This is a genomic window from Paenibacillus sp. FSL M7-0896 (genome assembly GCF_037975415.1).
Taxonomy (GTDB): domain Bacteria; phylum Bacillota; class Bacilli; order Paenibacillales; family Paenibacillaceae; genus Paenibacillus_AQ; species Paenibacillus_AQ silagei.
Map to the genome: position 1 here is coordinate 6790920 of NZ_CP150250.1, position 21201 is coordinate 6812120.

General features: G+C 52.6%; 17 protein-coding genes. 5 read left to right on the top strand and 12 right to left on the bottom strand.

Annotated elements, in window-relative coordinates; translation table 11 throughout:
- Window positions 1-2 precede the first annotated feature (2 nt).
- From MKY12_RS29430 to MKY12_RS29445, 4 genes are all read right to left on the bottom strand, one after another.
- Window positions 3-860 carry a phytoene/squalene synthase family protein gene (locus MKY12_RS29430; RefSeq protein WP_339311870.1) on the bottom strand — a complete coding sequence of 286 codons (858 nt, stop codon included), beginning with the start codon at window positions 858-860 and terminating at the stop codon, window positions 3-5.
- Window positions 853-2373 carry a phytoene desaturase family protein gene (crtI, locus tag MKY12_RS29435; protein ID WP_339311871.1) on the bottom strand — a complete coding sequence of 507 codons (1521 nt, stop codon included), beginning with the start codon at window positions 2371-2373 and terminating at the stop codon, window positions 853-855. Before crtI (MKY12_RS29435) ends, MKY12_RS29430 begins: the two co-directional genes overlap by 8 nt.
- Window positions 2370-3926, bottom strand: coding sequence for a phytoene desaturase family protein (gene crtI / locus MKY12_RS29440; protein ID WP_339251912.1), 1557 nt, complete (start codon window positions 3924-3926; stop codon window positions 2370-2372). Before crtI (MKY12_RS29440) ends, crtI (MKY12_RS29435) begins: the two co-directional genes overlap by 4 nt.
- Before the next feature lie 213 nt (window positions 3927-4139).
- Window positions 4140-5057, bottom strand: a complete 918-nt coding sequence (locus tag MKY12_RS29445) for a MerR family transcriptional regulator (protein ID WP_036726175.1) — start codon at window positions 5055-5057, stop codon at window positions 4140-4142.
- 288 nt (window positions 5058-5345) lie between these two features.
- Here MKY12_RS29445 and MKY12_RS29450 point away from each other — a divergent pair, with 288 nt between their 5' ends.
- Entirely contained in the window at window positions 5346-6893 is a 1548-nt protein-coding gene (locus tag MKY12_RS29450) for a phospholipase D family protein (RefSeq protein WP_339311872.1), read from the top strand.
- 71 nt (window positions 6894-6964) lie between these two features.
- Here MKY12_RS29450 and cls read toward each other — a convergent pair whose 3' ends face one another.
- A complete protein-coding gene (cls, locus tag MKY12_RS29455) occupies window positions 6965-8473 on the bottom strand; it encodes a cardiolipin synthase (RefSeq protein WP_036726174.1) in 1509 nt (502 codons plus the stop codon).
- Between the two features lie 198 nt (window positions 8474-8671).
- On the opposite strand from cls, the gene MKY12_RS29460 reads away from it, so the two are divergent.
- Window positions 8672-9571 (top strand): TetR/AcrR family transcriptional regulator, encoded by a 900-nt coding sequence (locus MKY12_RS29460; RefSeq protein ID WP_339311874.1) that lies wholly within the window; start codon window positions 8672-8674, stop codon window positions 9569-9571.
- 59 nt (window positions 9572-9630) lie between these two features.
- Window positions 9631-12840, top strand: a complete 3210-nt coding sequence (locus MKY12_RS29465; RefSeq protein WP_339311876.1) for an efflux RND transporter permease subunit — start codon at window positions 9631-9633, stop codon at window positions 12838-12840.
- Window positions 12841-13172: 332 nt separating this feature from the next.
- On the opposite strand, the gene MKY12_RS29470 is transcribed toward MKY12_RS29465, so the two are convergent.
- Together MKY12_RS29470 and MKY12_RS29475 are read right to left on the bottom strand one after the other, a co-directional pair.
- Window positions 13173-13301 (bottom strand): hypothetical protein, encoded by a 129-nt coding sequence (locus tag MKY12_RS29470; RefSeq protein ID WP_281068105.1) that lies wholly within the window; start codon window positions 13299-13301, stop codon window positions 13173-13175.
- Between the two features lie 274 nt (window positions 13302-13575).
- Complete coding sequence (locus tag MKY12_RS29475; RefSeq protein ID WP_339311878.1) at window positions 13576-14271, bottom strand: molecular chaperone TorD family protein; 696 nt, start codon at window positions 14269-14271, stop codon at window positions 13576-13578.
- Window positions 14272-14596: 325 nt separating this feature from the next.
- Between MKY12_RS29475 and moaA the strand changes: the two genes are divergently transcribed.
- Window positions 14597-15598 (top strand): GTP 3',8-cyclase MoaA, encoded by a 1002-nt coding sequence (gene moaA / locus MKY12_RS29480; protein WP_339311879.1) that lies wholly within the window; start codon window positions 14597-14599, stop codon window positions 15596-15598.
- Between the two features lie 82 nt (window positions 15599-15680).
- Here moaA and MKY12_RS29485 read toward each other — a convergent pair whose 3' ends face one another.
- From MKY12_RS29485 to MKY12_RS29500, 4 genes are all read right to left on the bottom strand, one after another.
- The gene (locus MKY12_RS29485) at window positions 15681-16262 is read right to left on the bottom strand and encodes a hypothetical protein (RefSeq protein WP_209868495.1); all 582 of its coding nucleotides are present in this window, start codon (window positions 16260-16262) and stop codon (window positions 15681-15683) included.
- A 212-nt stretch (window positions 16263-16474) separates the two neighbouring features.
- On the bottom strand, window positions 16475-17797 hold the full coding sequence (locus MKY12_RS29490; protein ID WP_339311881.1) for a helix-turn-helix transcriptional regulator: 1323 nt from the start codon (window positions 17795-17797) through the stop codon (window positions 16475-16477).
- A 76-nt stretch (window positions 17798-17873) separates the two neighbouring features.
- On the bottom strand, window positions 17874-18053 hold the full coding sequence (locus tag MKY12_RS29495) for an aspartyl-phosphate phosphatase Spo0E family protein (protein WP_339311883.1): 180 nt from the start codon (window positions 18051-18053) through the stop codon (window positions 17874-17876).
- 287 nt (window positions 18054-18340) lie between these two features.
- On the bottom strand, window positions 18341-19750 hold the full coding sequence (locus MKY12_RS29500) for a helix-turn-helix transcriptional regulator (protein ID WP_339311884.1): 1410 nt from the start codon (window positions 19748-19750) through the stop codon (window positions 18341-18343).
- Between the two features lie 253 nt (window positions 19751-20003).
- On the opposite strand from MKY12_RS29500, the gene MKY12_RS29505 reads away from it, so the two are divergent.
- Entirely contained in the window at window positions 20004-20384 is a 381-nt protein-coding gene (locus tag MKY12_RS29505) for a hypothetical protein (protein WP_339311885.1), read from the top strand.
- A 14-nt stretch (window positions 20385-20398) separates the two neighbouring features.
- Here MKY12_RS29505 and MKY12_RS29510 read toward each other — a convergent pair whose 3' ends face one another.
- The gene (locus tag MKY12_RS29510; RefSeq protein WP_339311886.1) at window positions 20399-21016 is read right to left on the bottom strand and encodes a LysE/ArgO family amino acid transporter; all 618 of its coding nucleotides are present in this window, start codon (window positions 21014-21016) and stop codon (window positions 20399-20401) included.
- Window positions 21017-21201: the final 185 nt, after the last annotated feature.

Consider the following 21201-nt stretch of genomic DNA (forward strand, 5'->3'; position numbering starts at 1 on the left):
CGTTAGACCACCGCAGTTCTTACACCGGCATAACGCACGACCGTACGCTGGAACAGCTGAAGCTTGGCTTCATCGCTGACATAGGATCTTTTGCGGAAAACATCATACCCGTCTACCTCCACAGCATCCAGAATAGCAGCATAGAAGGATGCGGCAAGTTCAATGGCCAGACCGCTTTCCAAAGGATACGTGTGCACATGCTCCAGTCCTCGCCGGAACCAGTCCAACGCTTCTGTCCGCAGCTCCTGGATAACGGCAGTGAAACGGTGATTGACCTCCCCGTTCTCCAGCTCCTGCTGGCTGTAGCCATGTCCCTCCATCACCTCAAGCGGCACATATCTGCGTCCTCTTCTGAGATCCTCACCCACATCGCGGATGATATTGACCAGCTGCATTCCTATCCCCAGCGCAATTCCCGATGTCCGTGCCGCTTCACTCTGATCATCCCGCAGAACAGGCAGCAGCATCTCCCCTACCGTTCCCGCTACAAGATAACAGTAATCCTTAAGCTGCTCCATCGTGTCATAGGCTGTGAAGGTAAGATCTCTAAGCTGTCCCTCCATTTGCAAAAGGAACGGCTCACGCTGAAGCTGCGGGAAGCTGCTGAACAGCCAGCGCAGCGCCGGCCAGATGAAATGCCCGTCCGCCTGCTCCAGATTCATGAAATGCTCCCGCAGCTCATGAATGCTGTACGGCGCGCCTTCCGGCTCATCCACACTATCGTCTATAATCCGGCAGAAGGCATAAATAACATGCACCGCTTCACGCCTGGGACTTGGCAGAACATCAAACGCCTTATGGAACGAAGTGGACCCTTTCTTCATCAGTTCCTCACATTGCTGCAGTATCCTTTCATCCATGTACGCTCATCTCCTTTATCATTTCCTGAACGGCAAGCTTCGCTCCCTGCATGACGATCGGCACACCGCCGCCCGGATGAACGGAAGCACCTGCGGCATACAATCTCTTAAGCGGATAAGGCTTCGGCTGGGGCCGGAATACCCCCGACTGGCTCAGCAGCGGTGCAATACCGAAGCTGCCCCCGCCATACATTCCTTCCTTCTCCGCATCGGCAGGCGTTCTCAGCCTGCGCCAGATTACACTCGCGGTTAGCCCGGGGAAGCCCCGTTTCTCGGCATCTGCCATGACTTTATCGGCTAGTGCCCCGGCTATTTCCTCCCAGTTCTTATCCGGCGCCGCCGGGACGGGAACAAGGAAATACAGCACGCTCTGTCCGGGAGGAGCTGCACTATCGTCCAGCGCTACCGGATTAAACACATAATAAGAAGAATCCTGAGGAATTTGTCCCCGGTCAAACAGCTCATGCAGGCTGCTATTCAGACTATCCGGCAGGAAGAACTGGTGCACCAGCGACTCCGGCCAGCGCTTGTCTGTGGCCGCATAGATCAGCAGACAGCCCGAGGAGGGCTTCCAGCTTCCGCGTTTTATGGCCTTGGCCGATACGGATCTGCCCTTATTCGCCGTCACAACCGGTGCCTGTTCCTGCTTGAACACACCAGGCGGCAGCAACTTCTCTACATTCGGGAAATCTCCATTGTACAGAACGGCATCATAAGGAATCGGCTGCCCCTGAACAACAACTCCGCAGCAGCGGCTTCCTTCAACAACCAAGGATTCCACCTCAGCGCCCGTATGAATCTGTACCCCGCGGTCTTCCAGCTCCCGGGCCATGATCTGCGGCAGCGTCCCGTATCCGCCCTTCAGCATCCAGATGCCGAAGGCATGCTCGGCGTAAGGAAGCATGGTGTAGATACCGGGTGTGCGGAAGGGCGCTCCTCCAATATAGAGGCTCTGCAGGGAGAACGCATCCTTAAGCTCCTCATTGCGAAAATACTGGCCGATCGCAGAGCGCAGATTCCGGTAAGCGCGCAGGCGGACCATCAGCGACAGGTTAGCCGGACTAAAGAATTCCCGCCCGGTGGCATACCCCCGCTCCAGGAACGAGGTCCGCCCCTGCGGATACAGCACCGACATGTCCTTCATGAACCGGGTGAAGCCCTTGCCCTCTCCGGGATAGAGCCGGTCAATCTCCTCCGCCTGCGCCGATGCATCCGCGAATTTGGTTAACACACGCCCGCTTCGAAAGTGAACCCGGTAGAGCGGATCACAGTGCAGCAGCTCCAGACTGGATCGCGGAAGTCCGCCTTCCTCCAGAATACCGAGAAGCATCTCCGGCAGCAGCACGATGGTAGGGCCGCGGTCAATCCGGTAGCCGTCCTGCTCTTCAAAGGCCACACGCCCGCCCGCTTGGGGTGCCCGTTCATAGATCACCACCTCATGTCCCTGACGGGTAAGCAGCAGCGCCGCCGTCAGCCCGCCGATTCCGCTGCCTACGATGGCAATGCGGCTCATAACGGAACCCCCGCACCTGCGCCGGGCGCACCCGCCTGTACGGTGAACCGCCCCCGCACAGCCTGGTCATGCTCCCGCAGCAGCCGTGCGCTGATCTTGGCCGACTCGAAGATCGTCGGCAGGCCGCTGCCCGGATGGGTTCCCCCGCCGACCAGCCAGATGCCGCGTACCTCCTCGAAGGTATTATGCGGCCGCAGATGCATCATCTGCCCGAGATTATGAGCCAGATTGAAGGTGGCCCCGTTATATACATTCTGCTGGTTCTGCCAGTCCAGCGGAGAGAAGAACAGGCTCTCTTCCACGCGTCCGGCGATTCCGGCCAGCTGCGGGATCTGCTGCAGCCGCTCCATCATCCAGTCCTCCACCTCCGCACGCTCTTGCTCCCAGTTGATATCGGCACTCAGATTAGGCACCGGCATCAGCACGTAGAGCGAGGACTTACCGGGAGGCGCCAGTGTCTTATCGATGACTGACGGATTATGAATATAGATAGAAGCATCCTCCGACAGAACGCCCAGCTCCGTGATCTCTTTGACATTACGCCGGTAATCGTCCGCGAAATGAACCGAATGATGACTGAGGTGCACCTCTCCATCCACACCGAGGTAGAGCATGGCGGTGGAGCAGGAATATCTTTTGCGGGCAATCTTAGCAGGGGTATATTTCTTCAGAAGTCCAGGCTCGAACAGTTGGGTCATTGCAGATCCAAAATCTGCACCAATCACAATATAATCCGCATCCACCTTCTCTCCGTTCTCCAGCAGCAAGCCTGCGGCCTGCCCGTCCTTGACGATAATGCGCTTCACCCCGCTTGCGGTATGAACCCGCCCGCCATGCTCCTGGATGACCTCAGCCATAGCCTGAAGCACACGGTTAATGCCGCCAGTCGGATGATAGAGGCCGTAACGGTGCTCCATGTACGACAAAATCGTGAAGGTGCCCGGACACTCCCAAGGCGACATTCCCAGATACTTGGCCTGGAACGTGAACGAGAACCGCAGCCGCTCATCATCGAAATAACGGGACAACCGGTTATACACGGTGTCTGTAGCGTTCAGCTTAGGCAGCGCGTGGAACACATCTCTTTTAACATAATCCCCTAACGATTGGAACGGACGCTGCAGCAGCGGGATCACCCGCTCCAGCTTGTCGGCTTCTTCGGCCATGAACCGGCGGTAGCCGTTGCCATTGCCCGGGAACAGCCGCTCAATCTCCTCGGCCGTCTGATCCTGGTTCGTGGAAGGCGTAAATACGGTATCTCCAAAATGCAGTGAATACAGCGGATCAAGCGGTGTAAGCGAGACATAGTCATGCACCGAACGCCCTGCCATGGTGAACAGCTCCTCCAGCAAATGCGGCATCATCAAGAAGGTGGCTCCCCGGTCAAAACGGTAGTCTCCCAGCTTCAGCTCGCCTGATCTTCCGCCAACTTCTGCCTGTTGTTCATAAAGATCTACTTCATATCCTTCGGCGGCAAGCAGCATGGCGGCGGCCAGCCCGCCCGGTCCTGCGCCGATTACTGCGACTTTTGCGGTATCTGTGGTTCGGATCAAGCGACGTCCTCCTTCGTTCAAACATTATACAAAAACTATACAATAGTGATACAAATATCATACATACTTTGCCGGGTCATGTAAATATCATCCGCCGGACTTCCAGCAATTTGGTTGCTAGACTTGTCCATAGCAAAAGAACCGGACAGCCCCGCAAGCGGGTCCTGACCGGTTCCATAAAATCTCCTACACTATTAAAATTCAATATAACTGCTACGCTCTATGCCGGATTGTTGCATATTCCTGATCGAACCAGGCTTGCCATTTCTCCGGCGGCTCCGCCATCACATAGGTGGCGTTGGTATCCTGGAGGCTGATTGCCTCATAAGCTCTACCGCCCGCAATGAGCTGCATCTCCGGGTACAAGCTGCCTAGCCGTTCAAGCAGCTCCTCCGTATAGGGGACCAGCGTACCATTCGTAACGGATAGGCAGACAGCTCCGATACGCTCTTGCTTCTCCAGCAGCTCCATCACACCGTCCTCGGGGGTATTGGCCCCCAGATAGATGACTTCAACCCCGTTTCTGCGCAGGAACAGCGAGAACAGCAGCAAGCCGACCTGGTGATGCTCTCCTGCCGGGCAAAAGGCAAGCACCTTGTGCAGATGGGCATACACCGGGAACACGTGAAAGAACTGGGACAGCCGGTTCGAGATCATATGTGTCATATAATGCTCCTGGGCTACGGTTGCCGTCCCTTGCTCCCAGGCATCACCAACCTTCACCAGAACAGGCACCAACACCTGATGGACCATCGCCTCATAGCCGTACAGGGAGAACCCGAAATCGATCAGGGCATCGGCCCGCTCACCCTGGATGTCGAGCAGCGCTGCATAGATCTGCTGCCTCATTTTGTCCAAGGCATCCTTGGGGTCACCGCCCGCAACGGACAGCCGGTCATCCAGGTCCTTCTGCTTATGCTGCTTCAGCATCCGCACAGCATGTGAGATACTGATGCCCTGTTTATCGGTCTGTTCCTTCAACCAGCGAAGGTCCTCAATATTCTCTTGGTTGTACAGTCTATAGCCGGACTCGGTACGTTCCGGGACGACAGCCTGATACCGGTTCTCCCACGCCCGCAGAGTGACAGAGGGAATATCGAGCATTTCGACAACCTGTTTGATGGAATACACGATGGATCTCACTGCCTTCCTGTTTACACTGAATACATTTGAAGATTCAAACCTTATACAAATTATTTACACTCATTATACAATTGCATCTGTGTTATGTCACCAGAACTTGTATGATGCAGCTTGCAGGTACGGCGCGGATGAGCAGGAGCGCTTTGTGCAACACTAGATTTTTCAGGGATTTTGCCGTCAGCTGCTTCACTTCTCCTTAGCGGGCGTTATAGGTATTTACAATGCCGGGCTACCCTATAGCCGCTCTAGCCCCGCAGCAGACCCAGGAGGATAACTATGAATCAAGGCCGCCATCCCGTCACACCCGAAAAGTTACAGATCACGCTGGCTTCAGGTGCCATTACGGCATCCCGCCACAAGCGTCAGACGCAGTTCTTCCTGCGCCGCCGCTCCAGACTCCTGCTGGCCCTGATCCTTCTTCTCCTCTGGCTGGCCGGGGTGATGATCTATCAGACCCATAAGCCGCTGCCGCCCGGACTTTCTGCGGAGAGCCCTGCTTATAAGGTGAGTACGGTCGCCTTCTGGCATGATCTGACCTATCAGGACAGCAGCGGGAAGCAGGCAAGGGAAGAACAGATTCTGCCCAGAATCCTGCAGATTATTGAAGAGTCCAGACAGTTCCTCGTGATCGATCTGTTCTTGTTCAATAACTATACCCATACAGACCAGCAGTTCCCCGCTGTCAGCAGACAGCTTACCGATAAGCTGCTTGCCCAGAAAGCCGCCTATCCCGCCATGGAGATCGCCTTCATCACCGATGAGGTGAATACGAACTACGGCTCTGCGCCTAATGCCCTCCTGGAAGAGATGAGAGCTGCCGGTATTAAGATCATCATGACAGATGTAGACGGTCTGCGGGACTCGACTCCTGCCTATTCTGCGGTCTGGCGCACCTTCATCCAGTGGTTCGGACAATCCGGCACCGGCTGGATTCCGAATCTGATGGCCAGCGGAGGACCGGACATTACCGCACGTTCCTACCTGAAGCTGCTCAATGTCAAAGCGAACCACCGCAAGGTCGTGCTGAGCGAGAACACCGCCTTGATCTCCTCCGGCAATGTGCATGATGCCAGTGCTTATCATTCCAACATTGCCCTGGAGGTGCAGGGTCCAATCCAGGAGGATATTCTGCGGAGTGAACAGGCGGCGGCTAATCTCTCGGGAGCCGGTCCCTTGCTGAGCAAGCCCCCTGAATTCAAACCGCCCGCCGCCGCATCCGGGGAACCTTCGCTTGAAGTCCGCTATCTGACCGAAGGCAAGGTATACAAATATGCCCTGGATGGGATCGCTGCGGCAGGACCCGGGGATGTCATCTGGATGGGTATGTTCTATCTGGCGGACGACGGAATTATCGATGCCCTGCTTGCCGCAGATGCCCGCGGCGCCCAGGTGAGACTGCTGCTTGATCCCAACCAGAATGCCTTCGGACGGGACAAAATCGGCATCCCCAACCGTCCCGTTGCCATGGACCTGGACCGCCGCTCTGAAGGAAATATCCTGATCCGCTGGTACAACACAGGCGAGGAGCAGTATCACAGCAAGCTGATGTTCATTGCCAAGGCATCAGGCGACTCTACCCTGCTGGGCGGATCAACGAACTTCACAGCCCGTAATCTGGACGACTATAACCTGGAGAATGACCTCTATGTATCCGTTCCGCGGGAACAGCCGCTGTATGCGGAGGTGGAGGGCTACTTCAACCGGCTATGGAACAACGAGGGCGCTGAACACAGCCTGCCGCTCACGGAATATCAGAGTGACGTCACCTGGTTGAAATACATCCTCTACCGGATACAGACCCGGCTTGGATTCACTACCTTCTGATGGAACAACAAAAAACGGTACCGTCCTTTTGGGGCACGGTACCGTTTTTTTATTTCAGTCCGCTTGTCCGCTTACAGCAGCGGAGACATCAGCCGGGCTGCGGATTCCAGCAGCCGCTCCAGCAGTCTTTTCTCCATGAAGGTCTCATGGACAATTTGCCGCGTGGACTGCAGGTCACGCTCGAAGTCTGCAACAATGCGCGAGACACTCTCGGTCTGCAGCAGCAGCGCGTTCACCTCGAAATTCAGATGGAAGCTGCGCATATCCATGTTCGCTGTTCCAATCGTAGCAATCTCCCCGTCTGCAATCAGCAGCTTGGAGTGGATGAAGCCCTTCTCATATTCATAGATCTTCACGCCGGACTCCAGCAGCGCCGGGAAGTAGGAATGGGAGGCCAGGAACGGAATCCATTTATCCGGCTTGGCCGGGAACAGCAGGCGGACATCCAGCCCCGACATCGCCGCCACACGCAGCGCAGTCAGTATATCCTCATCGGGGATGAAGTAGGGACTGGCGATCCAGACGGATTTTTCCGCAGTAGTAATCATGGAGAAGAAAATATTCTTGAGCGCACGCCGCTCATTATCCGGGCCGCTGGCAATAATCTGCACCGCCCCGTCTCCGGTAGTGAAGCGAAGCTGAGGGGAGAGGTAGTCCTGCTCCAGGATTTTCTCGCCGGTCGTGTGCATCCAGTCCTGCAGGAAGATAATCTGCATCGTCCGCACCGCTTCGCCCCTCAGCAGCATATGTGTATCCCGCCAGAACCCGTAGGTCTTGCTGCGGCTCAAGTACTCGTCCCCGACATTCAGCCCGCCCATGAAGCCGACATCGCCGTCGATGACCACGATTTTGCGGTGATTGCGGTAATTCACCCTGCTGGAGAAAAAGGAGGTGGAGTTGCCGTAAGCAGCCACCTGCACCCCCGCATCACTGAGCTCCTTAAGGAAGGCTCTGGAGAGCTGAATGCTCCCGACCGCATCATACATGAACCGGACCGCCACGCCTGCGCGGGCTTTCTCAATCAGAATCTGCTGAATGCGCGTGCCGATATGATCTGCCCGGAAAATATAATACTCCATATGGATATGATGCTGCGCCTGCCGCAGCTCCAGCAGCAGTGTCCCGAAGGTCTCCTCACCGTTGGTCAGGATGCGCGACTCTGAATTGAAGGAGATCGGCGTGCGCCCGAGCCGTTGGGACAGGCCGAGCAGCTTCTGCTGCGCGGGGCTGAACACCGACCAGTCCTGGTGCATCCGCAACGCATCGTTCTCAATCCGTTCATAGGCCATGAGGTCGCGTTGGGCCTTCTTGTCATATTTGCGCCGCTTGAATACATTCTGCCCGAACAGGAAATAGAACACCAGCCCCAGCACCGGGATCAGCGCGAGCAGCAGAATCCAGGACACTGTGGTGGAAGGATTGCGGTTCTCCATGAAGATCCCCAGCGCGACAGAGATGACCGTCAATGTGGAAAATATACTGATAATCGTCCCGGCTGTACTGCCGAACACGCCAAATCCAAAATAATAAAAAGCCAGCAAAGCCGCTATAATGACTATTGCCTGCAGTCCTCTTCTCATATGTACCCTACCTTCTCATTCCGCCGATTCTCACCAAAATGACACATTTATATCTTACATGAAGAATCCGTTTCTTCCTACTGAAACCTGCAAATTTGTGTTGCTGCAGGATATATAATATAATCTCACTGACCAATCAGTCAAATATAGAACTGTCTAGTCAGAACGGGGGCTTATATCGCCTTGACCGCTAAAAGCATGACCAAAAAAGAACAAATCATCAAGACCGCCATGCAGCTGTTCGCTGTAAAAGGCTCCTCCTCCACCTCCATGCAGGAGATTGCCGAATTATGCGGGATCTCCAAAGGAAGTCTGTATCTGATCTTCAAATCCAAAGAAGATCTGGAACGCAGTATATACATCTACTGCTTCCGGATGATTCATGATCCGCTGCAGCAGGAGGAGCAGGCTGCCGGCAGAGAGCCCCGGGAGAAGCTGCGTAACCAGCTCGAAATTCTGCTTAGTCATGTATACGAGCTGCGCGAATTCCTGCAGCGCCAATTCCAGGAGGTGGCCGGCCGGGGTGTGGCCGAGATTCCCGATTGGGTGAAGCAGAACAACGCCGCCCTGCTGCGCTGGTTCCAGCAGAAGCTGGAGCTCATGTACGGGCCAGAGATTCTGCCCTATGCAGGCGAGCTGTGCGTGCTCAGCCACGGCATGATCAGTTCCAGCATCAAGCTGCTGTTCGGCCAGGAGACTGTTGTCTCCATCCCTGAACTGGCTGACCGGCTGGTGGACTGGCTGGACATTATGGTCTCCGGCCTGCTTGCAGCGAAGCCCGCCCCTCTGATCTCTTCCGCAGTCCTCGCCGGATGGGCTGAGGGTCAAGGAGAAGGACCGCGCCAGAGCCCGCTTCAGCTGATCAAGGCGATGAAGCTCCTGCTCAGTGAAGCGGACGGAATCAGCCCGGAGCATGCCGAAGACGGTCTGGAGTCCCTGGGTATTCTGGAGAGCGAAATCCTCACCACCCAGCCCCGGAAAGCGATCATTCAAGGGATGATTGCCAATCTTGAGGGGTACCCCGGACTATCCGGCGAGCTAAGTCAATTGAAGAAAGTATTCACCCCCTATATGCACACTTCCTGCGGACTTCATTAAGGACAGAGGCGGCACGCCTGTAAGATCAAGAATAATTGTACTGGAGGTTCCTTTTACTGATGAAAAGCCTAATTAATTTCTCGCTCCGCAACAAATTCGCCGTCTGGCTGCTGACGATCATTATTGTCTTCGCCGGTCTGTACAGCGGATTGACCATGAAGCAGGAGACCCTGCCTAACATTAGTATCCCTTATCTCAGCATTACTACTATTTATCCCGGAGCCGCACCCGAAGGGGTCGTGAATGACGTCAGCAAGCCGCTGGAGCAGAAGCTCCGCAACGTAGACGGCGTGAAGATGCTGACCTCCACCTCTCTGGAGAACGCCTCCAGCGTCACCATTGAGTTCGACTACGGCACGAACCTGGACAATGCTACAGCAGCAGTGCGGGAAGCCTTGAACGAGGTGAAGCTGCCGGATGAGGTGCAAAAGCCGCAAATCTCGCGCTTCAGCCTCAGCTCGCTGCCGGTCATCTCCCTTAGTATCTCTGACGAGAGCTCCGGCGATCTGGAGGAGCTGACCCGGGTTGCCGAGAATGATATCCGCCCGGCGCTGGAGGATATCGAAGGCGTCGCCTCTGTGCAGATTGCCGGACAATATGTCAAAGAGGTCTCCCTGAAGTTCAATCAGGAGAAGCTGAAGCAATACGGGCTGACCGAGGATACGATCAAAGGCATCATCCAAGCCTCCTCCCTGCGGGTGCCGCTCGGGTTGTTCGAGATGGACAAGTCACAGAAGGCTGTTGTCGTTGACGGCAACATCACTACAGTGGAGGACTTGCAGAATGTCAGCATTCCGCTGGTTCCTGCTGGTCCTGCGGCGGGTGCTGCCGGAGCCGGTGCAACTGGCATGCCTGGCACAGGAGCCGGGGAAGCAGGCGGTGCAGCTTCAGGCGGTGCTAGTGCTGCTGGCGGCACCAATGCTGCGGCTGGCAGTACCGGGGCTGGTGCTGGCGCCATGACCGGGCTGCCGACGGTGAAGCTGAGCGAGCTTGCCACTATCGAGGTAGTCGGCAAATCGGAATCCATCTCCCGCACCAACGGTAAGGAATCCATCGGGATTCAGATTGTGAAGGCAAATGATGCCAACACCGTCGATGTCGTGAACGGGGTCAAGGACAAGACAGAAGAACTGAAGAAACAATACAAGTCGATGGACCTCACCGTGCTGCTGGATCAAGGCAAGCCGATTGAGGATTCCGTGAACACGATGCTGTCCAAGGCTGCCTTCGGCGCCCTGTTCGCCGTGCTTATCATCCTGCTGTTCCTGCGCAATATCCGTTCTACCATTATTTCTATTATCTCGATTCCATTATCCCTGCTGATTGCAGTATTATGCCTGCGGCAAATGGATATTACGCTGAATATGATGACGCTCGGCGCCATGACCGTAGCCATCGGGCGGGTAGTGGATGACTCCATCGTGGTCATTGAGAACATCTACCGGCGGCTTACGCTGTCTGGCGAGAAGCTTCGCGGCAGAGAGCTGATCAGCGCGGCTACCCGTGAGATGTTTGTGCCGATTATGTCTTCAACCATTGTGACGATTGCCGTCTTCCTGCCGCTCGCCTTTGTCAGCGGGATGGTCGGTGAGCTGTTCCTGCCGTTTGCCCTCACTATGGTATTCGCGCTGCTGGCTTCACTGGTGGTTGCCATTACCCTGGTGCCTGCACTGGCCCATACCCTGTTCCGTAATGGACTCAAGAAGGGGAAAAAGGGTCACGAAGACAAGCCCGGCGCATTGGCGGGCGGGTATGTCCGAATCCTGGACTGGTGTCTCTCGCATAAGCTGATCACCTTGGGTGTTGCTGTCCTGCTACTGGCAGGCAGTCTGTTCCTGATCAAGCCGATCGGCGTCAGCTTCCTGCCTTCCCAGGAAGAGAAGAATGTTACGCTTACCTTCTCCCCGAAGGCCGGTCAGACGCTGGAGGATGTGAAGGCGCTGGGCCTGAAGGCTGAGAAGTTCATTCTGGCCCAGAAGCATCTGGACAAAATGCAGTATTCCATCGGGGGCAGCAGCCCGTTCGGAATGGGCTCAGGCAATTCAGGCTTGTTCTATGTCACGTATGACAGCAACACGCCTGATTTCGATACCGTGAAGGAGAAGTTAATTGAAGGCTTGAGCCAAGAGGTGCCGGATGGCGTGTGGGGCGATCTGTCCGGCATGGCCGGAGGCGGGCTCGGCGGCAGCACCCTTACTGTTAACATCTTCGGCGATACGCTGGAGCAGCTCAAACCGGTAGCCGATGACATTGCCGGGATCGTTCAGGCAGACACCAAGAACTTCAAAGACGGGAAGACCAGCCTCTCTGAAGCCTATGATCAATACACCATCGTCGCTGACCAGGCCAAGCTTAGCTCACTGGGCCTAACGGCCGGACAGCTTGCGATGAAGCTGAGCCCTGCCGGAACCCGGCCTGTACTGACTGAGGTAGAGCTGGACGGCAAGAATTACAAGGTCTACATTGAGACGGACAAGGATTCCTACAATAGTATTGAAGAAATGAAGGCCGCCACGCTCACTTCGCCGCTAGGTATTACTGTACCGATTGGCGAGGTAGCAAGCATCGAACAGGGCCAGTCCCCGGATTCCATTACCCGTGAAGACGGCAAAATGAAAGTCGAGGTAACCGCCGACATTATCTCCAGTGACATTAATAGTGCCTCCAAGGCTGTGCAGGACAAAATAGATGCTCTTGATCTCCCGGACGGCGTGACCATCACCTTCGGCGGAGTCACCGAGCAGATTAATGAGACCTTCGGACAGCTTGGCATCGCCATGCTCGCGGCTATTGCGATTGTATACTTCGTGCTCGTAGTCACCTTCGGCGGCGGTCTGGCACCGTTCGCCATCCTGTTCTCGCTGCCGTTCACAGTCATCGGCGCTCTTGTTGCCCTGCTCCTGGCCGGCGAGACCTTGAACGTCTCCGCACTGATGGGTGCGCTGATGCTGATCGGTATCGTGGTCACCAATGCAATTGTCTTGATTGACCGGGTAATCCATAAGGAACAAGAGGGAATGTCTACACGCAAGGCGCTGCTTGAGGCCGGGGCTACCCGCCTTCGCCCGATTCTCATGACTGCGCTCGCGACCATTGGCGCCCTGCTGCCATTGGTTACAGGCCTTGAGAACAGCGCCGGAATCATCTCCAAGGGGCTTGGCGTAACCGTCATCGGCGGTCTCGTCAGCTCCACGCTGCTGACCCTGGTCGTTGTACCGGTGGTGTATGAGTTCCTGATGAAGTTTCGGAGTAAGAAAACCTACGAATAAATAGGGGATGAACTTCAGTTTCAGTTATATGGGGTGATCGTAAGAACATAGCGTAAAGCTCAGACGTCACTACGGTGGATATTTGGACTTCCGGCCGCTGTTGTCTCCAGATTTCCTGATTATACCGCTTTTTGCGGTAGAAATCTGGAGACAAAGGCGGACGCTACCGCTCCTACAGTTCCAAAATCCCCCTCCGATCCTACACGCTTTTTGTATTTTCTCCAGATCACAACCTAATAAAGTGAAAGCTTAAGTTCAAGACCCCCGGAGCAGAACTAAGGCGCCCTTCCGATTGATGGAAGGGCGCCTTATTGATTGTGTATGGTTGCTTATTACGCCATCGCTGCTGCGCTGCTCTCCAGCGAAGCCTTCCAGGCACGCAGCATGTGCAGATCCTGCGGCAGGAATTCCTCCAGCATATGGCTGAGTCCCAGATACAGCGGGCTGTGCGGAAGGATCATTTAACCGTTAATTGTATTTTGTACACCTAAATGATGGTTAAAAGCCTGAATAGTCGGAATAACTGCATTCCGTACAATTAAAAACAACGGTATCGCTTGTTTTATGGAAAATCGGGATATTTAGTTGTATAAACTACATTTATAACCATTTACTAGCGATCACCCATCACTTTAGTTGCTCAGACTACACTTAAGGCCCGACGACCCTCCGAGCAGAAAAAGGCGCCCTTCCGATGGATGGAAGGGCGCCTTGTTGATTGAATATGGTTACTGATTACGCCATGGCTGCTGCGCTGTTCTCCAGCGAAGCCTTCCAGGCACGCAGCATGTGCAGATCCTGTGGCAGGAATTCCTCCAGCATATGGCTGAGTCCCAGATACAGCGGGCTGTCGGTGGCAGCGTTCATTCTCGCACAGAATTGTGGAGTCCACTTCAGCAGATGCTCCTCAAGGAATCTCTCCTGGATCTCCAGAAGCTCCATCGCACTGCGGATCGAGAAGCTGTTGTACAGCATCCGTTCATGCAGCACGGCCATGAATTCCAGTTCAATGGCAATATGGTCGTCGGCTTCGCCGCTGCACTTCTTGAAGACAATCCCCGCCGAAGCGTACACATCCGAGAGCACGTTGCAGAATTCTTCCTCACGGCCCAGTTGAGCCGCTTCACGGGCCACGAAGGAGCTGACGGCCCGCTCATTCATCAGACGTTTGTATTCGAGCTTTTCTTTTTCGCAGATGGCCGGGAGCATGGATGGCTCCTGGCTGCACAGGTAACGCTTCAACTCACGGCCGCCTTCGGTCATCTCCGCAGCGACACTCATCTCACGGTTACGGCTCCACTGGGCGACCAGTGAGAGAGATGGTTTTCTTCCATAGAAGTCCACCAGCAGCTGATATATTAATCCCCGACTCTCCAGCCAGCGGCTGCAAGCCTCCGGCACGACAAGCGATGGAACAGTTGGTATGGTCATTTTGCAAATCCTCCCTACATAGTTTGCCGGATACCCGGGGTATCCTTAGGGATCGCCGCCTGAGCCTTCCGGTATCATAGCTGTGCTTCGCAAAAGTAAAAGTATCTAAAGTTTGAATCTTCCGCACCTAAATTATATCGAATATGATAAGCGCTTTCGGTGAGCATTCTATGACCATTCCCTGGAATTGTCGCACTTTTGTCATAATTAGGCTGCTGCTTTGACCTTCTGTCCCCCTATGCTTTAGATTGTCCGCTGTGCATTGACGCGGCGGAATGGTTTCTTTAAAATTTAAACTAAAATCAACAGGTGAAGGAGCAACGCTATGGAGCCGCTGACTGACCCTTTTGGACGCATACATGATTACCTACGCATCTCGGTTACTGACCGCTGCAACCTGCGCTGTATCTATTGTATGCCCGCCGAAGGAATGCAATTCCAGCCGCAGGACGAGATTATGAGCTACGAGGAGATTGCCGCTGTGGTGGAGGCGCTTGCGCCCCTGGGCCTGCGGAAGGTCCGGCTGACGGGGGGCGAACCGCTGGTCCGCAAGGATCTGGAGAAGCTGGTCTCTATGATCGCCGTCATACCCGGCATAGATGACATATCATTGACGACGAACGGGCTGATGCTGCCAGCCAAAGCGGCTATCCTGAAGCAGGCCGGGCTGTCCCGGGTGAACATCAGCCTGGATTCGCTGCGGCCGGACCGCTTCTCGATGATTACCCGCGGCGGCGATGTTGCCAAGGTGCTGAAGGGAATTGAAGCCGCAGAAGCCGCCGGCCTGTCCCCGATCAAGCTGAATGTCGTGCTGATGAAAGGCATTAACGATGACGAGATCAAGGACTTCATCGCCCTGACCCTGAACAGCCCGCTGAATGTGCGGTTCATTGAATACATGCCGATTGGCAGCGCCAGCGATGCCTGGCGGCAGACCTATCTGCCGTTGGAGACTGTAGTAGAGGCCTGCAAGGAAGCTGGCTGGACCACCGAGGAGGCCGACATGCCCTCCGGGAATGGCCCTTCCCAGAACCGGCGGGTCACCGGCGCGAAGGGAACCTTCGGGCTGATCCACCCGGTCAGCGAGCATTTCTGCGACAATTGCAACCGGCTGCGCCTGACCGCCGACGGCAACATCAAAGCCTGCCTGTACTGGCAGGACGAATATAATGTGCGCCCGCTGATCAGCTCCCCTGCGGCGGTGCAGGCCCTGTTCCGCGAGGCGCTCGGCAACAAGCCGCATAATCATGAGATGGCGCTGGCCCTGGAGCACAAAGCCCAGAGCCACACCCCCACCGCCCGCCGCATGTCGCAGATTGGCGGGTAGGGCACGGCGACAAATGTAATAGGCCCATGAACTTGTTCATGGGCCTGCTTGTTTAGAATAGATTCATAGTTAAAGTGTTAAGCTACTCCAACACACTCATTGAAGCAACAGCCTTTTCATAAGCCTCTGGATCAATTTGTTTGGCAGATTTCATGCTAAAGTAAATTCCATCAATCTCAAAATATAAGAACTCCTGGGACCCTTTTTCCTTAATCCAATTTCCCGTTATGGTTTGAGTAAGCTGAACTTTTCTTGTTGTTTCAATTTCGTGTAACGGTTCAAGCTCCCTGGAAGACTCCGTAATTAAACCACGAATGAACGAGAGATTAACTTCATTTTCTCCAGCCTTAACGCTATGCAGGTAGTCGTCAACACCCAAGCCAACTGTGGGTATGTACACTTTACTAAGTCCAGCTTTCTTCGCAGCAGTAAGGATTTCGTTTATTTGCTCATCGGTGTAACTTAACAGTTCACCTTGTTGCTCCTCTAGATTGTCCTTCTCTCCTGGATCGTTATCAGCATTTACGGTTTGGATCGGCTCAGTCACAGACGGCTTACCGGTCGGGGCTGGATCAGAAGAAGATATGTTACTAACCTGACTACAACCAACTAACAATATTTCTATTAATACGACACTCGCCAATAATCTTCTTTTATTGTTCATTCTTAATTCCTCCCCACACTTCAGAAACCTATTTATCCATCATAGGCTAGACTGCCTGCGGAAAGTTCTCATAATGGTCTCAATAATATTTCATTTTTGGAAATCTATAATATCATTCTGTGCTGTACCCAACGCACAACGGCCGAGATTCCTTGAAGGATTCTCAGCCGTTATGTATGGAGGATCTATAGTTTAAGCCGTTCCTGAATACATCAGCCCGACTTCGGAATATCCGAAATCGCAATCTCGAAATCCACGGATATGGTCCCCCGGATCACTTGCTGCTCGCTGTCTAATTTGGCGGATAAGTCTACGCTTTGCATAATCACATCATCGCCTTTGTACCGCTTGCGGGATAGATAGTAGGTCGCCAGCTCGCTGCAGAATTGGGTGTAGTTTTTTTCATGAATGAACTTGTTGTGCTCACCAAAGATACTGTAAACCTTCCGGTAAGGAATGTAGTCCGCAAATCTCTGTATCACATGATCCACGTCCCACTTATACTGATTAGCCAATTGAACGATCTTGAACAGCGCCATAAAAATCTCGTTCTCCCGGGTTGAGATATACTCTATATATTCTTCCAGCACCTCAATCTGCCCATCCATTAAGCGGTAAAGGTACGTATTAGCCGTTCCCCATTCTGTATATTGAGCCTTAATACGTCTTGCTTCTTCGTCATCTTCCCGTATCCAGCTGTGATCCATGTACTGAGGTACCATATCCAATGCGGTTTTATAGTCGCCTAGCTCTTCATAAACACAGGATCTCATAAGCTGAGCATATAAAATATATGTATACAGCGGCTTTTTATAAAATTGATTGCTACTATGCTTACGATGCACTTGTCCGTGGAGTTCATATTGAACAGTGGCGACTCTTAGAAGTTCTTCTACAGACTGAGATACTTTGTCCCACGCCTGAAGCCCACTGTATAAATTAGCCAACTCTTTCAGCGCATCCAACTGATTGACTTCGTCCAGCTTATCGACATAATTCTCTAATATAGTAGCAGCGATTAGATTTTTCTGGGGATCATCGCCCAGATTAATGAGGAAGAGCCGATACTGGCAGAGCGCCAGCCGTTCGGAATGCTGGTATTTCTCGCTGGCTCCCACATTTTCGTAGATTAGTGCTGCGGCCTGCCAGTTTTTCTGCTCAAATAACTCCTCCGCAACCTCGAACAGCAGCGGTGCATACAGCAGATTATCCAGTAAATTCTGTGCCACCCGCTCAATGCAATCCAGACGCGATAGCGCCGCGCATTGCAGCAGGAATGGCCGTAAACGCCGCCAAGTCGGCGTCGAATCGTATAGACATTCATCAACATACTGACTGTAAAAGTAATCCTCCGGCAGCCCCATCCCGCTGGTCACGCGGGTCAGATGGTTCATCGCTAAGGCCTGCTGGCCTTTCATTACCCGGCTGAGTGTGCCGGAATGAATTCCGCTGGCAATCGCAAACTGATTAATAGACAGTTTATGTTTTGTGAGATACGCCGCTATCTCGTCTCGAATTTTGACTGTATGCTCCACAGCAGTTACCACCTTTTTTATACACGTGTCCAATGGAACTTATATCTGACTCTCCGATTGTTTCTTGAAGCACTGTTTAAGCAGGCGGCCTTTTATTCATCCGGTAGGCATTATCGTACGCATTGAGCAGCTCATCCAGCACCACGGATTGCCGCAAGACCTCAGGATGATTGAAACCGCCATATTGAATATGTAATGTATGAAGCTTACTTCTAGCTTGCTCTATGCGAATTGTAACGATTGCTGGACTATGCATGGGAATCCCGCCTCCTTATGCAACATTATAGATTTTTATGTAAAACTACAAAATAATGGACTGATTGCATTATCTGTTAAAGTGAATATATTGACAAAGCTCTGACGAGGTAGGAGTTGTCCATAAAAAAGACGCCCCTGCATTAGCAGAAGACGCCTAAAATGATACTATTTATAATTCTTGCGCTTATTCAGGCGCCCGTGCCATGACCCATGGTTTCAATCATTTGTTGCTGTATAGGTTTGCTTGCTGGTTCTGCTAGAGGCATAGTAATCAGTACAACAATACTACACGAGGCTAGCATTAATATGAGTTTTCTTTTCATTTGCATCCCGTACCTCTTTTATTAAGATTTTGTATTGCATCTGTTCATCTTCCCCGGCAATATGCCTGTTCTGCTCGAATAAATCAACACATTTGAAGATCATGCTCTCATTATTAAGTTTAGATGATGATTCCAAACTTCGTAGGATATATCCAATGCCTTCACTACGACTATTCCGTAAATAATAGACTCCCAGCTCAACAAGAAATCGAGCATGTTGGTCAGCTTTAATCTGCTGATTGTACGCTCCGAACTCATTAAGATGTATCCTATATGGCATATAATCAGAGAAGCGCTCCAGGACAGAGTCTACACTCCAGTTATACAGATTCGCAGATTTGACGATATAAAATAAAGCTGTGAAGATCTCACCTTGTTGCGTGGAAATATAATTAACATAATCATCTAATACCTCTAGCTGTCCATCCAGTAACCGATACAAGTAAGTATTAGCCTTACCCCATTCCTGAAATTGCGTTACAGTCCTCTTCGCTTCTTCACTTTCTTCATGTATCCAATCTACGTCGGAATATAAAGGAACAAGTTCAAGAGCCTTTTTGTAGTCTCCATATTCCTCGTATACATTGGAACGCATTAGATGAGCATACAATATATAAAAGCAAAGAGGTCTTTCTCCGCTCTTCACTGCCTCTTTATATTTCGGGTTACAATACAGATCGTACCGGATTGTCGCAAGCCGAAGCAGCTCAATAGCAAGCTCATTTACTTTATTCCACAGTTGCAGTGTATAGTAGACATGCATAAGATCCTTCAACCCATCCAACTGATCCGCCTCATTCAGGCGCGGAATGTAGCTCTCGAACAGAGTTGCCGCGCGCAGGTTCGTGCTCTGGTCATCACCCAGGGCAATCTGGAACAGACGGTATTGGCAGGTGGCCAAGCGTTCGGAATACTGGTATTTCTCGCTGGCGCTAACGTTCTCATAGAGCAGTGCAGCCGCCGGCCAGTGGCCCTGCTGGAACAAGCCTTCCGCAACCTCGTACAGCATGGGGACATACGTCAGATTATCCAGCAAGTTCTGCACCAGCAGCTCAATACAATCCGTACGCCCCAGTTCCGCACATTTCACAATGAACGGGCGAAGCCGCCGCCAGGTCGGTGCCGAATAATAGAAGCATTCCTCCACATATAAGCTGTAAAAAAAATCCTCGCCAAGCCCCATTCCTGCAGTGATTAACTCCAGATGGCTCATGGCAATGGGCTGATGGCCATTAATAATCCGGCTCAGTGTCCCGGAATTAATGCCAGATCTTATGGCGAACTGATTAATGGACAGCCCATGCTGGGTTAAATAATCTGCAAGCTGGTCTCGAATCATGACTGCAGGCTTCAAAGCAACACCACCTCCCACATTCCATAATTTAGAACATTATGTTTATATCTGTATGGTAGATGATGGGATTTCAACCGTCAATAGAATAAAGTCAAATAAAACAACTATAGCTCGAAAGTGTGAAGAATTCGAAACAGTTTGGCAAGCGGCTTGCCGAATCTTACGGATACAGGCCGAAACTATGTTAAACGGCACTCTTTTTCCCAAAAAGGTCCAGAGCATACATAGAGGTATCCAAGGATCTACAAGATTGCTACAAGGGGGAGCGTTTATGAGAAAAATCGGCATCATTTCAATTTCATTAATACTATTACTTGTTTTAATATATGTTTTAGTCAGACCAAATCCTGAGATTGTTAGCGTCACTCTTACTTCTGAAACAGCTGAAACTACTTACACTGATAACGATAGCATCCGGGTATTCAACCATGCTATAAGAACTGTGAAAAAAGTACGCGGGGTTGTTGATGTGGGTCCACCAACGTATCGAATGAATGTTACTTACGCGGATACCGAAGTTGTGAGATTCAGCCTTTATTTAGATTTTAAAACCAAAAGTGGATTTTTGATTAAAGATAGTAATAGCGAAAAAATGTTGAAATTAAAAGATCGCAGCTCTAAAGAATTAACAGATCTATTGAGCAAAGACTAATTAAGGGAAATCACTTAGCCATACAACAGCCCCCATAGCTGAACCCCCATGTAGACGGCGATCCCCCAGATCAGCAGTGCTGAAACGGTATTCAGCCCCTTCATAACCTTGCCGGAAGCATCCAGCCTGCCGAGCTGGCGGCCCGCTGCAGCAAGACCCAGGAACCAAAGCCAGGAGACGGCCACTGTCGCCGCCGCGAATATCCAGCGCACCGCACCATCGTATTGCAGCGAGCTGGTCCCGATCACGCCCACCGTATCCAGCAGGGCGTGCGGGTTCAGGAGGGACACAGACAGCGCATAAAGGATCTGGCCCTTCGGGGAGAGGCGGCCCGACTCATCCTTCGCCGGATCGGAGCGCCAGATTCTCCAGCCCATGAAGGTGAGGAACAGAATGCCCGCACCATATATAACAGGCGTGACCCCGCGCAGCGATAAAATGACCAAGGAGACTCCGCCGACTGCCGCAGCGATAAGCAGCGTATCGCATATCGCTGCCGTCAGTACGACAGGCAGTACACTACGGAATCTGGTATGCTGTGCCCCTTGATTAAAAACGAATATATTCTGCACGCCCAGCGGCAGAATCAGCCCGAAGGCCAGGATAATTCCATGTAGAATGGCCTGTACCATTTCTTTTCCCCCTCTTATCTTCCTTATGATGCTTCCAGGGTAAACAAGCCTCTCAGGCTTCCACCGGTTATAGCCTACTGATCGTACCCTGCCATAGCGGCCGCCGTAACCATCCAAGTTTTTGGACACATACCAACCAAGACGAATGAAAGGGGAGGAATCATGGTAGACTGGGAGAAAGAACG